Below are 15,138 nucleotides of genomic sequence, written 5' to 3' on the forward strand. Positions count from 1 at the left end.
TGTCGCAGAAAGCCTGTACGGAGAGGGCTGCACCTTCCAGCTCCAGCACAGCGGCAAAGCAGCGGGTGCCTGCACGGCCAAAGCAGAACAGTACGCCGCGCAGCACGGCAAGCACTGCACCGCAGCACAGCAGCAGCCGGCCCGGGGACAGCGGCAGATAGACGCAGAGATTTGCGCTTTGCACTCCGGGCAGCAGCACGGCTCCGCACAGCAGCAGGTTCAGCAGCAGATACCACACACACAGCTGCACAAAATTGCGCAGGCCCGGCACGCCGTAAGCCGCAGCTACAGCGGCACAGCAGGTGAACACCTTATAAAGGAAAGCTGCAGGGCCGGGCAGCTCCGGCAGCAGAATGCCCAGCGAAGCCGCTGCCGCTGCCGCACTGCCCGCCATCAGCCGCAGACCGCTGCACTGCCGCGCACACAAAAGCCCTGCGCCCAAAAGCAGTGCTGCTGCGGCCAGAAAGTTCGTCAGCAGCAGTTCGTCCAGATAGATCACGGTTTTCATACACGATCCCTTTCAAATTCCAGTATCTTCCAATTCTGCAAAAAACCATGTCGCTGTGTGCAAAAAAGCGGCTTCTGTAAGAATTTTGAGACCGGATTTTCACAGTCTATCACATTTTTCACATTTTTTTCAAAAAAGTACTTGAACATTTCTGGAAAGTGTGGTATATTATTGCCATCCTAGTAAGGGACGTAAGCCAAACAAATGGCTTGCAAATATCTTTCTAAATTTGAAGGGAGAAATTCATTATGATGATGCCTGCAAACTTCTCTGCTGTTGCAGAAAACGAGATGACCTACGTTGTTGGTGGTAGCCTGGTTGATGTCCTGGCTCCTGCTATGACCACTGCTAACTGGCAGAATGTCTCTGGCAACGTGATCAAGATCGTTGGCAACTCTTTCCTGGCTAAGTACACCAACGACATTCTGGGCCAGCTGTTCGATGGCAACTACGTTCCCGGCGATGTGATCGGCTTCTCTGTTAAGAATCTGGATAAGGCTTACAACAAGGGCTACAACACCTTCGGCGGCAACTGGGGCTTTGCTGTTGGCGCTCTGAATGCTGGCATGCAGATCCTGGGCGGCCTGTCCGCTATCTACACCCTGGGCAGCGGCTCCATCGGTCTGGAAACTAAGAAAGGCGATCTGCCCACTCTCTAATAACTAATCTTTCCTGAATAGGATAGATAGTTTGATTTGACATAGCGTTTGTTGTGTCAGGTAAAAGAGCTAGAGAGGCCCCGCACAAGACAAGCAATTGTTTTGTGCGGGGTTTTTGTTTGCATAAAAAACTTAGCAGGCTGTGGGAAAACGGCGCAGGGATGGAATGAGAATAACCCATTCAAAAACAATTTCCCGATGGCAGACAAACTGCTGCAGAATTTTTCAAAAAACAGTTGACAACTCCCGGATGTGCTGATATAATAAGTCACGTCGTCAGGCACGGCACGAACATCTGGGGGATTAGCTCAGCTGGGAGCCCAAGCAGTGCGCTCACGCACCCCCACGACTGAACTTCATAAAACGTTTCTTGTTTGAGTATCTCTTTTCCAGAGGTTTCTACTTCTGGAAAATTATGGGGGATTAGCTCAGCTGGGAGAGCGCTTGCATGGCATGCAAGAGGTCACCGGTTCGATCCCGGTATTCTCCACCATTGGCTCAAATAAGAGTTACAAACACCGTTGATTTCAAATCGAAGTCAACGGTGTTTTTGTGTTTGTCAGCAAGCAAGTTCATCGCTATTCTCCAAATACTGTGCAAGATCAAAGTTGAAGTCCACATGGATTTGGTATCCGCGATAAACTTCTACCCTGCGGATAAGCTGGCTGACGATCATCTTTTTTGCTTCAAAGCTGGCACTATCGTACAGGTCTGCGTAAGAGATCAATTCTTCGTACAGCTGCGATACATTTGCCATCAATTCAGCGTTTCGCTCCAGTTCTGCACTGGCTTCTTCACACAGAGTGTCCAACTCCGTGTGCTTCTTTTCCTGTGCTGCGATCATCTCGGCAAGAGTGTCTTTCGGAAAAGCACTCTCCCCTTTGATTACAGCCAGAATCTCAGTTTTTAAGGCGAGCAAGTCTTTTTCGGCCTTGTCGCGTTCTGCTTGAAGGGCTTGCAGATGGTTCTTGCGCTCCGCAGTTTCCTTCGCATAGCGGCTGGTGATAAGCTGCTCTTTTGGGATACCTCTCAAGCGGGAGAAAATCTGGCGAACCATCTTGTCGATGATCTCATCCAGAATGTGCATAGTGTAGCCGGTCTGCCCGGTGCAATCCGTCTGCTTGCGGAGTTTTCCGTAGCAGGTGTAGCGAATGCGGAGCGTATCGTCCAGAGTACCATCGGAGAGCTTACGCCATTTCCGGCTGGTCGTCAGGGCGAGCCTTGCACCACAGTGGCCGCAGTAAACGTTATTGGAAAGCAATGCCTGTCCACGGGTACGAAGAGGAACATGGTGTTCGGCTTCTTCCGCTGCGTGGGCAGAGCGATCTTCCCGGATACGCTGTGCAGCTTCAAACTCCTCCTGCGGGATGATCTGGAGTTCGGGCATCAATTCGGAGCGGGCATCTCCGCAGCGGAGAACGCCCATGTAGGTCAGGTTGCCGACCATTCCTCGCAAGCTGCCCGGATGCCAGCACTTTCCAGAGCGGGCACGGTATCCAGCATTGTTCAGATAGGTGGCAATCCGCTGTGCGCCGTAACCCTCGTATACATATTTATCGAAGATCAGCCGAACGATTTCGGCTTCCTGCTCGTTGATATGCAGTTCGTAGAGTTCGTGCTTGCGCTTGTTGATGCGGCCACTTTTCACAAGGTCATAACCATACGGCGCACTGCCGCCCTTGAAGTGTCCTTCTTCCACAAGCTGCCGCAGGCTGGTACGGGTACGGACAGAAGTTTTTTCGCTTTCGCCGTCTGCCTGCCAGAAGCGGATATAGTTCAGCAATTTGTCAGTGTGGTTGTCGAATCGCTGCTCACCCTCTTGGGTACTCCATACCCGGATGCCGTTTCGTACAAACCATTCTACGACAAATGGCGTTTCATCTGCGATGCGTCCGATACGGTCGAACATGAACACCAGCAGAATATCAAATTTGCCCTTTCGGGCGTATTCCTTGATGATTTGCAGCTTGTCACGGGCTTCTGCGCGGACTTTGTGGCCAGACACGCCTTCTTCTTGTTCTTCATGGACGATGACCCAGCCCTTTGCTTCGGCAAATTTGTGACACGCCTTGCGCTGCATGGGAAGGTCTGCTTCATGGTTCGAGTTGAAATCCACCTGCTTATCGGTGGAAACACGGTACAGGCAGCAGACACGGTTTTTATTTTCAGTCATAGGGGGTTCCTCACTTTCGCTATAAAAGCGAGGATGAACGATATTCGGTTATCAAAGAACGGTTGGTCGTGGTTCATGGATTGCTCCGAATACCACTGCCATCCTCAGTATAGCGCGTTCTTTTGTCCTCGTCCACGATGTCAGCTGGTCTTTTTGGTATAGCTGGTGGCGAGCAGGATGTCACGGACACGCTCAAAGACACCCGGATTGGGTTCTTTTGCAAAATTGAGGACGACAGGATAGCCATTGATAACGGTATATCGGCGATTCGGGTCGTTATTGGTCACCGGAACGTTGCCAGCGACCTGCGAAAACTTATCGACCATTGTATCATCACTCCTATATATTGTAATTTTCAATATGTAACAAGGGACATCCGCAGCTTGCAGATGCCCCTTGGCAGAGAGAATATGTTTTAGAACTTCATCGACAGAGCGTCCTTGCGACCTTTGCCGTTGTAGGCCATGTAGATGGGGAAAACGTATTTCTTCCATCCGGGCAGCTTGGCGGGATTATCCCTGCCGACACGGTAGATCTCCATAGGATGGACGTTGCCCAGTGCACGGATGAGCCGTTCCTCGCTGAACTCACCGTGATACAGTTCTACGAAGTGCATCACGCCCCGCAGGACAGATGCCCGGAATGAATCAGGCTTACCCTCCCATGCGGCGACGATCAGCCGCAGGGATTCGCAGTAGATTTTTTCGCCCATCTGGTTGTACAGCTTGAGAGCGGTGCCCACACAGCTGATGCGGTAGTCGCTCAGCTGCAGGCTGTCATAGTTGAACGCCAGACCAACCCGGTTGGTGGCTGCGAGAAATGCTTTGGAAGGTGCATCGCCGCCCACGACCTTGGCGCGCAGCTTGATGCCAGCAGTAAGCGGTGCGGAGTGACCGTTCTGTTCAGCAAAGAACAGGGCTTCCTGCTCCATCGTCAGGCCGGTGTAGACCTTACAGAGAATCGGCAGGTCTTTGCCGCCGTTACGGAGGATGCGCCCCTCGATAGTGTGCTGACCGTCCACCACATAATACTTACCGTTGCGGAAACTGACCTTCGGTTCGTTCGCAACATATTCGTTGAAGTCCGCAGCAATCATTTCCACCCGTTTGCGCTGTACGCCCCGCTGATAAAGTTCACGGGGATAAATCAGCATCTTGCTGTGAAGCACCAGCATCTGGTAAGGCGGGGTGATATTGAAAGAAGCGGCAAAATTGTTCGTGTCGTTTTTCAGGCGCATCGCATTTCCTCCTTGATTCGCCAAATGTATTTTTCGGCTTCAGTCAGAATCTCAGCCACCTGCTTCTTACGCTTCGGGCTGGTGAGCAGGCTGGGATTAAAGGTGAAGCTGTATTCGAGCCGCTGGATCATGGCATGAACAGCGGATTGCAGTTCGGTGTATAACATCATTTCTTCGACCGTCTCTGCGTCCTCAAAATCGGATTTGATGGGCGTATAGGGATAAACGGGCGGCTTACCGTCAACCACTTCAGGCGGCGCGTAAGCCGCTGCAGAGCGGATGATAGGTTTGAGCTTCTGGATACTCCCCATCGGGTTCAGGGCAAGGCTGATCTTTACGGCATCATCGACCCGGCTCATTTCTTCCGGGGTGAGGTGCCCAACAAAATTCTGGACACGGCTCTTGTCGATGGTGAAGATCTGTTCGGCCTGAACAATGGATGGCTCCAGCTTTTCCGGTTCCACCAGACAATGAGTCGGCTGTGCAGCTTTCTTTTCTGTCTTACTTGTCAAAGTCGCAACGATCAAAGTCGGTGAATGGGTGTTTCCTACATCGTTTTGCAGGATGACCGCAGGGCGGGTTCCGTTTTGTTCGGAACCTGTGCTGCTGTCAAGTCGGACGAAGTAGATGTCTCCGCGTTGGAATTTCAGAGTGGATTCCAATTGCGAAACCTCCATCTGGATATGTAAGAAGCCCGCTGTACCTCCTAGGCAGCAGACTTCTGTTAAAATATGAAAGCTGTTTTATTTATACGGTACGAGCATCACCTCCCATGATTGGAATGAAGCACCGGCATCAGCGGTGCATGACAACATAATCGTGACCGCGCCGGGTCTGGCAGACGGTGCAGGTGTCCATACTCCTGTCTGCGCTCGGCACGAGAGCGATTTTGAAAGCCTTGGCTTCTACGAAATGCCGCAGACAGGTCGCACAGAGGGTTCGGATGGACTTAATCATTTCCGGGGTCAGTTCCATCTCCTCGTAGATCTCCTGTTCGCGCACCGTAGGATTCAACTCGTCCATTTGAGCAGTCCTCCGTGTTAGAAAAGTGAATGGCGGATAAATATGTAAAAGAACAGGAGTGACCGGAGACCGAAAACAGCATCCGGTCACTCCTGATAAAATATGTTCAGGTCTCGCATATTCGCCCTCGGCTCCCTGCGAGTGGGGAATCATTCGGCAGCGGATTTGTACCGCTTCATTGGCATCTCAGCCACCCCGCCTACATTCTGACCGGGCCGCGAATTACGGAAGTATCATTATCTGAGTACCGAACAACTGAACTCTTCAATTTTCAAGGTTCGTGAGTGCGGACGTTTTGCCAGCGGTAAGAGCCGCTTTTTGAAATTGTCCCCTCACTTGGTAGCCGACGAAAATGCCGTTTAGACAACCCTGATTTGAAAGTTCTTGATAAAATTAGTAATTCTACGGATTTTCTTACTTATATTTTGCTTTGTTGTGCCAAACAGTTTAGAAATTTCAACAGTGTCATACTCTTCATAGGCGTACAAAGTTATAAGTTCTAAGTCAGAATCCGAGAGTTGCTCAAGTGCAGCAAGTAGATTCTCATCCTCGATTTCACCAATCCATGCAAAGCTGCGCTTGGTTTCGTGGTATGTATCTGTTGTGGTAATGGCTTCCTGATAGCGCAGCATTAGAGGTGAGGCTTCTTCCTCGGTGCTTTCATACGCAGGTGCAGTGAACTCCTGCGTTCGCTCAATGCGGGTGCGTTCGGAATTGAACTGCTGACGGTCATAGTCGTACATCTTCTGAATGGCATCCTCAGCCATTCCTGCCGCTGCGTACTCGATTCGCAACTTTTCCCAGTGCGCTTCAAACTTTTTTAACTCATAGCCCTTATTAAAAGCCATCGCAAACCTCCAAATTTTCGATAAATCGTAAAAAATCGAAAACTTGGAGTTGCTAGGGATACCGTGCGGCCAGTTCCAGCCACGAAAAATGGGCAAAAAGAAACATGAAGTGTCCTTTCCGCCGGATGCGGAGGTTGAGGACACTTCACTGTATGACAGCTTGCGGGCTTTTCTTGGCAACAAAAAAGAGATGCACTAAAGAAAAGGGTACCGACACTGTTTTCCATCCGAAAATGGAAAGCGGTATAAGTATCCTCGGCCTTTAATGCATCTCAGGCTTCGATATGTTTTTGTTCTGACGCATCGAAGCCTATAAAAAAGAAAACCGCCGTGCGATCAGCTTTTGCAAGGCATCGATTCGTGCCCTGTAAGCATATCACACGACGGTGTTATGAAAGTTATCTGGCGGTGTTATGAAAGTGTTATGGAGCCATTTTTGCCCCTTTTTGCCCCTTTCTGAAAAATTTTAGGTGTTATGAAAGTCACATGAAGGTGTTACGAAAGTGTTATAGGAATCATTCTTACCAATTAGCTCCAAATGCAAGGATTTCCTCGTATTCTTCTGTGGTCAGATGTTCCTTTGCAGCGGCCAGTTCATTGGTTGCAAGTTCGTTCATTCCCTGCGCTTTCAAGGAGCGGATCAGCCAGCAGTATGCTTTCGGGTTATCGGGTGCGATGGTCAGAGACTTCATGGCGTACTGATTGAGCAGGTCATAAGAATGCAGCGAATCCAGCTGCCTCAGCAGTTCACTGACAGCACCCATATAGGAGAGATGGTATTTTGTGGAAAACTGAATGAGCCAATGTTCGCCATCTGCAGAGGACAAGACCTTTCCATGGTAGAGATCAAGAGCATTTTTGAGGATGTCCACTTTGTTGATTATAGAGGATGCCCTGACAGCAGAAGACACAAGTTCGTCAAAACGCTGATAATCCGTCATAATGTGAAGTTCCGGGTTGAGCTGATATCCGGATGCAGAGGATAAAATCAATGGCTCATCTGAAATAAGGTTGAACTTCTGGCGCAAGCGATAAATCAGTCCCTTGACGTTTTTGGCTGGGTTGTCTAAATCATCCGGCCAGAGTGTTTGAGTGATTTCCTGCGGAGAAATGGCATTTTTACGGGAGATCAGCAGGTAAGAAATCAGTCGGCTGATTCTCGGAGAACTAAAGTCAGCTTCTTTCAGAACACCTTTGGATGTGCTGATGCTCAGTTCACCAAACAGACTGACATAGATATCCTTGCTGCTTTGGATGGAAGTCGGGATATATGCCATTTGGAGCCGGTTCAGCATTTTCTGTTCGTTGTACGATGCAAGCAGCACATAGGCCAGAATCCGCAGCATACTGGTCTGCTGAATATACCGCTTAGGATTCCGGACGGCAAGCAGAGCGACTGGGCGCGGCTCCAAGGAAACGGCAATAACAGACCGGATGCCAAGCCGCTGGTACAGGTTATACTCCGCAGGATAGGCTTCTTTTGTCGCTTCGGCGTCCGGGACGACCATTGGAATTCCCTTGCGGACAGTTTGTACCCACCGATCAAGAAATTCAGCGGATTCATATTCTTCGGTTAAAAGCATCGTCTTGTCTGTTGCGCCAGCGTTGAACCACCAGAATGGCGTCCACAAATTCAAATCAAGATCGACCTGAATTAAACCGCACCAGTCAGCATCGTAGAATTGGCAAGTGGCTTTCAGCACCTGCTGGGCAACTTCTTTCGGGGAAAGATGCTGGTAATACAATTGCGATTCAAGGTCATTCATACTGTTCTCAAAATCAATTGCACGTTGAATATCTCCAAAGCTCCGTTCTTCGTACTCATGATCAGGCTGACGCATAAAATTTCACCTCGTGTCAAATAAAAAAGCACAGCACTGGGATTCACTCGCTCTGTACGGTGAATCCCAGTGCTGTGCTGGTATCAATCATGCAACCGCAAGAGCTGAACAAAGCTACATCGTAGTGTGGTTGGGCGGCTCAAGCAAAAATGAATCTCATTTCGTCAAAAATCAACCAGAAAATTATTAAAGGAGTCATTCAAATGAAACGAAATCAGAATTTCGACCATAATCACTCTCAAAAAGTGTTTTCCTGCCGCTACAACATGGACACCAACCGGGTGGAAGCCCGATTTGAAGATGGCACCACCCTTTCCATTGATTGTATCGCCATAGAGGACGAGTACAGCAACACTCCGGCGCAGCGGGCAGAACTGGACTGGCTACTTATATAACAAGCCCTTGGAATATACCCAGCTTGTGCTGAGTGGAGAAATCGAACATTATCTTTCACTTGGTTGCGATCACGGTAGACTAGAAGATTGACCTTTTTTCATAGAAATGTGATTGGCTGTTACAGAATGGCTCTTCAAAAAGCATTACAGAAAATCCGGAAACTTTTTTGAACCATAATAACTCAAAAAAGTTTCCGGATTTCTGTTTTTGTACGATTGCTATCGTATTTTCATTTTGCAATAGTTTTCATAATTGACCATTGTCCATTACAGAGAATATAGGTCTCTTCCTATAATTGGCTGACATTTTATAGCACACACATTTATTTCTGCATGGAATACCCACTGCTTCCATAAAATATTTACTCGAATAATTTTCCGCAAAATGGACAACGATCTTTCACTGTTAGTACAATTGAAAAGTGCTTCCCACAAAAAGGACAACGACGTGTTATAAAATCAAAAATATAGTCTATCAAAAGTACAACAACAGCTGCTATACGAAACTCAAATGCCCATAGTGCGCATACGACTATTGCTATGAAGATGAATACAGCTTTGCATAATGTGAGTTTTGTTTGGAATTTCATTTTTTATTCTTCTTTCAAGCATTTTCCTTATAAGACGGAAGATTATGCTCAAAGCAATAGTAGGCTTTTTCCAAGATATAGCTATCGTTGTCATAGTGAGTAGCTTTTCTATATTCTGTCTTCTTTGCAGTTTGTGAGGTAAATCTTTTTGTTTTAGGATTTACCAGCGCATAAGTTACAGTCGTATCCTCAATGGTTGCTCTTTCCAAAAAAGCATTTGGCTGCCATGAGTAATCCTTATAAAATTCACATTGTCTAATTTTCAGATGTGTATAAATATTTGTTGATGCGTATTGACTGGGATCACTGTAAATGAAAATCTGAGAGGGAGTTAGCCCAGAAGCTGTAAATGGAATCCAAATATAGGGTTTTGTTAATCCAATCAGAATATTAACACCTCTGTCTAGTACCGCAGCTGCAGCAGGACTCACAACACTTCTCCTTTCATTTTTTTCAGGTTTATTTCCGTACGTTATCTGAAAACGATATGGAACTCCCTTATAAGAATCTCGCGCTGCAGGTCTTTCGACAACAATTTTTTCATATGTAATTGTCGAATCATATGGGATGTTACGTTCGGTAAGGATTTTTTCCTGTTCGACAGGCGACAAGCCGCTTAAATCAACCACTTCACTTATATACATTCCTGCCGATGGAGCATCTATCTTCGACGTGTCTGCATATGCCGAAGTGGGGATAATATGGGACATTGCCAACAATGCGGTACTTGCACCCGTGAGTTTAAGAAATTCTTTGCGAGTCATCTCTTTCATATTTATTCTCCTTGAAGTTTACTGATTATCGCATACCGTTACTTGATATAATATATTGTTTATACGTTTCTTCAACTCTGCATTGGAATCACCCTTTCATGTAAAAACAAAAGACACGAAATTGTTACGTCCACCTTAATTCTTAGATTAACTATTGATAGCATCAAAGCACAATAAGCAATCAAAGTCCACGATTTTGTATCAAAGTAGAGAAAACTTGTAACGAAATCGGTGTGGCCGCAAATAACATGACCCTCAACACTGGGCATCCAGCATTGAGGGTCATACTTAAATAACCGTTTGTATTGCACTCGCACTATGCCTCAAGTCGATTGTCAACCGAAGGCTTTTATTATGTCATGAAGAATTTCCATCTGCTGCGGCGAAAGATCATTTCCTTTTTGACTTGGTGAAAGCAATTCATTACGGAGTTTAATTAAAGTTTTCTTTTGCGCACCAGTCAATCCAGAAAGAGATAGTACTTCTGGCGCATCCAGTCCTAGGAGTTCATCTGTTGAAATGCTAAATAAGGATGAAATGCTTGCAAGAACATCCAACGGAATTGCATGTGCATCACTTTCATATCCACTGATCGTGGATACAGCCTTATTTAACCGTTTAGCCAAATCTGCCTGCGTCCAGCCACGACTTTCCCTCAGCTTTTTTAACTTTTCTCCTAAATAATGCTCCATTCCCGTACACTCCCATCTTATATAAAGTGTACTATTTGAAATTTCAACATAATCGTACTATACTATATATAATGTTCGATTATGTTGAAATTTGATTGACTTGTGAGGAGCAGGGCTGTATGTTGTGTGATAAAAAGCATTCCCATGTGCAATGGAGGGATTTCAAAATGAATGTCTTGGTTTGTGATGATGACCAGCAGATCGTTGATTCTATTATTGAAGAACTCAAAAAGAAAAGCGAGGAAACGCATGTAGCATTAAGATTTTATGGTTTTTCTCAACCAAGTCAAATAGACTTATCACTTCCGTATGATATTGCGCTTCTGGATATTGATATGGGCGAAACAAATGGAATTGAGCTTGCCAGAAAGTTACGAGCAGAAAATGAAAACATTGTGATTATCTTCATTACGAATTTCATTCAGTATGCTCCAGAGGGATTTGAGGTTCAAGCCTTTCGATACTTACTAAAAGCAGATTTCTCTGCTAAACTTGATTCCTACTTTGATTCAGCCGTCCAAGAAGTGCTTCAACGGAAACAGCTTGTTACAATTTCGATAAACTCTGAAATTATTGATGTACCTGTAAATGACATTCTGTATTTAGAATCTCATCGAAGAATCATTGTTATGCACTTGTTGGACGAAAAACGCCCAGCATACCAATTTTACGGCAACATAACGGAACTATCCGAAAAAATCGAGCCACTCGGTTTCCTTCGTATTCAAAAAAGCTATCTTGTCAATATGCACTATGTCGAAATCTTTCAATACAATAAAGTCCAATTGCGCGGTGGTCTTTGTCTGGCTCCAAGCGAAAAGAATTATAATGAGCTAAAACAGAAATATTTACATTGGCGAGGTAAAAGTAGATGGATGCTTTAATCAGTTTGGTTTACACAATCATAGATTCAGTCTGCGTATGTCTGTTTTTAGACGCTTTTGCTTCGCACCGTTGGAGGGATCATAGATTTCTTGTCGGTGTAATAGTTCAAACTATTTTAATGTATGCATCTATTGAATTCAGTGTTATTGCCTTAAATCGAAACCAAATCGTCAAAATTTTTTTAATTCTACTATCCTGCTTTATTGTTGCCAGAACTCTATATGAGAATATCTCAGGAAGGTTTTTATTATTTCTTATTGTTGTAGAATATCTCTTGACTTATAGTTTATCTTTTGCAGTCGGAATGCTTGCAACTTCGGTTTGTGGGATGGATGCTCAGACGTTTCAAGCCGACAAGGCATTATCCCTAATCTATGGAATCTCTTATTATTCAGCCGAATTATTTATTATTGCGCTATTTCGCAAAATGATGCTTCAGCGTATGGGCAACAGACCCAGAAGCGATGCTCAACATTCGCAGCTGATACTGTACTTTCTATTTCCATGCGCATCGTTTGTAATGCTTGTGATTCTGCTTTACGTTACAAGCGGTCATAATATAGAAGAGTTTGTTTCTGCTGGCTGTTGTATTCTCATTTTTATTTCAAACGTCGCAGTCCTCTTTTTATTGGAGCGAATGGAGTATGCCGCATCGGAAAGAGAACAATTATTGATGCTTAACCAGCAGATTCAGCTGCAATCGAAAAACATGACTTCGGCAAGCGAACTTTATTCTGCCCAAAGGAAAAAAGTTCACGATTTTCGGGCGCACCTGAATATCCCAAATCAATTGATGAAGAATCAAGAGTATTCTGCCGCTGAAGAATATCTTGAAAAAATCACCGAACAGCAAACAGATCGACTATTCCTTGTCAACACACACCATCCTATCTTGGATGCACTTTTCAACACAAAAGCTGCCGAAGCAACTCAAAAGAAGATCAGTATTGATTTTGAAGTGAATGATCTATCAAATCTTCCATTTGATGCCTCTGATATAGTAGTGCTTCTATCAAACCTCTTGGATAATGCCATTGAAGCGTGTCAGCAGTATGATAAGGGCGATAAAGCGATTCATGTCATGGCCGTTGCACAGCAAGACTTTTTTGTCTCTGTCCGAAACACATCGGAACCTGTTGTAATTATAAACGGTTCCATTCCAACGACAAAACCAGAACCACAGATGCATGGCTTTGGACTTGCGAACATCCGGCTGATTCTTGAAAAATATAGCGGCGAATATACCATGTTCTATGAAAACGGGTGGTTTCAGTTCACCGCTGATATACCGCTCACTCCGATTTCGTGACAAAAAAAGTCCATTTCGTTACATTATTGTGGAAATTGTAGCTCAACTTGTGTATTCTTTCTTTCAAGAAAGTTCTTTTAATGAGGATTGTCGCAATGAAAGATTTTGCAATGCAATTAACGCAAAAGTGCGTGTCGATGGGATTGCTTGATGAATCTTATTCTGAATGGTTTGCATATAGCATCGAAAAAAGAGTGACAACCTTATTCACTTGGCTTGTGCAGTGTCTGATTGGCGGTTTTTGCTTTGGCTGGACCTTAACGATTTCATTTTCTGTGTTCTTCCTCTTAATTCGGAAATACACAAACGGTTATCATGCTGCTACTTATAGTAAATGCCTGTTCTGTTCCATTTTATTAGAAGTAGTTCTTCTTGCTTCAATCTCCTACGTTTTCCGTACAGGCTTGGCGTTGCTTTTCTTAACTATAGTTTCTGATATTACAATTTTGTATATTGCACCAGTTAACAATAAAAGCATTCACTGGTCAACAAATGAATTTAAGGCTGCGAAAATAGCTGTTCGTTGGTTATTATTGATTCTAAATATTTTCGCAATTTTGTTGGTGGGAACTCAAATCGCTCCTTCCATACTACAAGGGTTGGTCGCAGCATTGACTGCTGATGCAATAACATTATCCATTTCACGCTGTCAAAATTGAAAGGAGGGCATACAAATGAAAATTCAAGTCAAACAGTTCGCCAAAAAGAAAATTGAAGCTCTGGTGAAGAAGGATATGCAGGAGTGGCCTCCGGGTTGTGCAGGCTGGATGTATCAGCCGAAGCGTCCCTATGTACCTGAGAAGCATCTGCAAGAAAAACGAAAATAAGTTCAATCCTGAGATGGCATGGTCGCTTTCCTGTTTCAACAGCAAAAAGCACTATGCCATTTTTCTTTGTTGGTGACTCCGATTTCGTTACGAATTTTCTCCATCTTATTACAGAAATGTAGACAATATTGCTTGCTGGGTATACAGTGTAAGAAAGGATGGCACAATGCACAAATCGAAAGGAGTTACTCCGATGCAGCAATGTAGCTTTGAATGAAATTCAAACTTATCCATTTAATGAGAAAGGATTGTTTATTATGAAACATAAAAAGTATCACAGCTTTTAGCTGCTTCGCTTTCTTTCTTGATGATTGCGATGCTTTGCGTTTCTAGCGTTGCAATGGAACCTTCTATGAGAATCGGCAGTGTCACCGTTCATTCTTCGCTCTTTGCTAAAATGGCTTCTGAATCGCCGGAAAAAGATTTGATTACCCAATCCAATATTGTTAAGGCAACCGATGAAATGATTCAGTTCGAGGAAAAAACCGTTCTGGATGTTCAACATTTGGATGATGGTTCGTCCCTTACTTCCTATCGAAAAGATGTCGCAACCATTCTGCCTAGCGAATTTCCAACATCTATAAGCCCCTGTGCAGATGGAAGCATCAACCAAGATTCTTGGGACTCAAGCAACACCGTACGAGCATATACTACAATTTATTATGATATTGTTAAAGACTCCGGCGATCGTTCGTATTATAAGTTGACAAAGGTTACTGGAAAGTACTATTGCAATAACTCTGCAACAAAAATTACGAGCCAAACTCTAAGAATTGGTCAAACTGGATGGACGAGTAACGGATATCGAGAGCAGACCAAGGATTTTGACATTCCTGCATCTCAGAAAGACTGGACAAAATACCCTGATTCCTCTTGGGCTGGTGTTCTGGTAGATGCAACAAATCGCGTTGGCTGCTACTATGTTGTCAATATTGCTGCAAAGACCGGAAAGACTTGGTATGTTGAAATTTCAAATAATATCCGATAACCGTTTTTGAGCAAGGAGTTTTTTATGCTACCGTTTTTTAACCAAAAAGAGTTGGTGGTTTGCTCAAATCAATCACAATACCAAAAATACACATCTCTTTTAGAAAAAGAGGGAATCGGATATCGAACAAAAGTACGCGATTTATCATCGCCGTCTTTGTTTTCGATGGGAACCCGTGAAAGAGCTGGAACCGCATTTCAAAAGGTCAATTGTCAAACGATTTACACAATATACGTTCGCAAAGCTGATTACGAGCGCGCTGTTCACGTTATCATTGTTTGATTAAACAGCCAAAACCATATACGCTTTTCCTCGCCAAACAATCAGTAGACCAATTAAGCAAAGTCAATAGCACAGGTAGCCAATAAGAACGAAATCGAACGGTTTGAG

At 44.8% G+C, this 15,138-nt stretch carries 16 protein-coding genes, 1 tRNA gene and 1 pseudogene; 8 read left to right on the plus strand and 10 right to left on the minus strand.

Annotated elements, in window-relative coordinates; all coding sequences use genetic code 11:
* Window positions 1–508, minus strand: a 508-nt coding sequence (locus QZL71_RS11280; protein ID WP_294648837.1) for a sigma-E processing peptidase SpoIIGA, incomplete at its 3' end; no start/stop codon positions are given.
* Between the two features lie 248 nt (window positions 509–756).
* On the opposite strand from QZL71_RS11280, the gene QZL71_RS11285 reads away from it, so the two are divergent.
* Together QZL71_RS11285 and QZL71_RS11290 are read left to right on the plus strand one after the other, a co-directional pair.
* Window positions 757–1,167 (plus strand): hypothetical protein, encoded by a 411-nt coding sequence (locus QZL71_RS11285; RefSeq protein ID WP_294648839.1) that lies wholly within the window; start codon window positions 757–759, stop codon window positions 1,165–1,167.
* Between the two features lie 417 nt (window positions 1,168–1,584).
* Window positions 1,585–1,660 (plus strand) — tRNA-Ala (locus QZL71_RS11290).
* A 66-nt stretch (window positions 1,661–1,726) separates the two neighbouring features.
* Here the strand turns inward: QZL71_RS11290 and QZL71_RS11295 are convergent.
* The 7 genes from QZL71_RS11295 to QZL71_RS11325 form a co-directional block, all read right to left on the minus strand.
* Window positions 1,727–3,340, minus strand: coding sequence for a recombinase family protein (locus QZL71_RS11295; protein ID WP_097783561.1), 1,614 nt, complete (start codon window positions 3,338–3,340; stop codon window positions 1,727–1,729).
* A 140-nt stretch (window positions 3,341–3,480) separates the two neighbouring features.
* A complete protein-coding gene (locus QZL71_RS11300) occupies window positions 3,481–3,666 on the minus strand; it encodes a hypothetical protein (RefSeq protein ID WP_055190497.1) in 186 nt (61 codons plus the stop codon).
* A gap of 89 nt (window positions 3,667–3,755) precedes the next feature.
* Window positions 3,756–4,577, minus strand: coding sequence for a DUF6551 family protein (locus QZL71_RS11305; RefSeq protein WP_097783560.1), 822 nt, complete (start codon window positions 4,575–4,577; stop codon window positions 3,756–3,758).
* On the minus strand, window positions 4,568–5,239 hold the full coding sequence (locus tag QZL71_RS11310; protein ID WP_236131763.1) for a type II toxin-antitoxin system PemK/MazF family toxin: 672 nt from the start codon (window positions 5,237–5,239) through the stop codon (window positions 4,568–4,570). The genes QZL71_RS11305 and QZL71_RS11310 overlap by 10 nt, the downstream gene beginning before the upstream one ends.
* Before the next feature lie 133 nt (window positions 5,240–5,372).
* Window positions 5,373–5,600 carry a hypothetical protein gene (locus QZL71_RS11315; RefSeq protein WP_055190490.1) on the minus strand — a complete coding sequence of 76 codons (228 nt, stop codon included), beginning with the start codon at window positions 5,598–5,600 and terminating at the stop codon, window positions 5,373–5,375.
* Window positions 5,601–5,959: 359 nt separating this feature from the next.
* Window positions 5,960–6,448, minus strand: coding sequence for a sigma factor-like helix-turn-helix DNA-binding protein (locus QZL71_RS11320; protein WP_097783558.1), 489 nt, complete (start codon window positions 6,446–6,448; stop codon window positions 5,960–5,962).
* Between the two features lie 521 nt (window positions 6,449–6,969).
* Window positions 6,970–8,289, minus strand: coding sequence for a BTAD domain-containing putative transcriptional regulator (locus QZL71_RS11325; RefSeq protein WP_236131764.1), 1,320 nt, complete (start codon window positions 8,287–8,289; stop codon window positions 6,970–6,972).
* 203 nt (window positions 8,290–8,492) lie between these two features.
* Between QZL71_RS11325 and QZL71_RS11330 the strand changes: the two are divergent.
* Window positions 8,493–8,775 (plus strand): annotated as a pseudogene (locus QZL71_RS11330) (DUF6061 family protein).
* Between the two features lie 513 nt (window positions 8,776–9,288).
* Here QZL71_RS11330 and QZL71_RS11335 read toward each other — a convergent pair.
* Together QZL71_RS11335 and QZL71_RS11340 are read right to left on the minus strand one after the other, a co-directional pair.
* Complete coding sequence (locus QZL71_RS11335; protein WP_294648841.1) at window positions 9,289–10,047, minus strand: hypothetical protein; 759 nt, start codon at window positions 10,045–10,047, stop codon at window positions 9,289–9,291.
* A 335-nt stretch (window positions 10,048–10,382) separates the two neighbouring features.
* On the minus strand, window positions 10,383–10,739 hold the full coding sequence (locus QZL71_RS11340; protein ID WP_097783556.1) for a helix-turn-helix domain-containing protein: 357 nt from the start codon (window positions 10,737–10,739) through the stop codon (window positions 10,383–10,385).
* Window positions 10,740–10,906: 167 nt separating this feature from the next.
* Between QZL71_RS11340 and QZL71_RS11345 the strand changes: the two genes are divergently transcribed.
* From QZL71_RS11345 to QZL71_RS11365, 5 genes are all read left to right on the plus strand, one after another.
* Window positions 10,907–11,623 carry a LytR/AlgR family response regulator transcription factor gene (locus QZL71_RS11345; RefSeq protein ID WP_179860660.1) on the plus strand — a complete coding sequence of 239 codons (717 nt, stop codon included), beginning with the start codon at window positions 10,907–10,909 and terminating at the stop codon, window positions 11,621–11,623.
* On the plus strand, window positions 11,611–12,933 hold the full coding sequence (locus tag QZL71_RS11350; protein WP_294648843.1) for a sensor histidine kinase: 1,323 nt from the start codon (window positions 11,611–11,613) through the stop codon (window positions 12,931–12,933). Before QZL71_RS11345 ends, QZL71_RS11350 begins: the two co-directional genes overlap by 13 nt.
* Before the next feature lie 95 nt (window positions 12,934–13,028).
* Window positions 13,029–13,592, plus strand: coding sequence for an accessory gene regulator B family protein (locus tag QZL71_RS11355; protein WP_179860380.1), 564 nt, complete (start codon window positions 13,029–13,031; stop codon window positions 13,590–13,592).
* 15 nt (window positions 13,593–13,607) lie between these two features.
* Window positions 13,608–13,760, plus strand: a complete 153-nt coding sequence (locus QZL71_RS11360; RefSeq protein WP_154251299.1) for a hypothetical protein — start codon at window positions 13,608–13,610, stop codon at window positions 13,758–13,760.
* A 352-nt stretch (window positions 13,761–14,112) separates the two neighbouring features.
* Window positions 14,113–14,748 carry a hypothetical protein gene (locus QZL71_RS11365; protein ID WP_158403858.1) on the plus strand — a complete coding sequence of 212 codons (636 nt, stop codon included), beginning with the start codon at window positions 14,113–14,115 and terminating at the stop codon, window positions 14,746–14,748.
* Window positions 14,749–15,138: the final 390 nt, after the last annotated feature.

The sequence above is a fragment of the uncultured Faecalibacterium sp. genome (assembly GCF_900066275.1).
GTDB lineage: Bacteria > Bacillota > Clostridia > Oscillospirales > Ruminococcaceae > Faecalibacterium > Faecalibacterium taiwanense.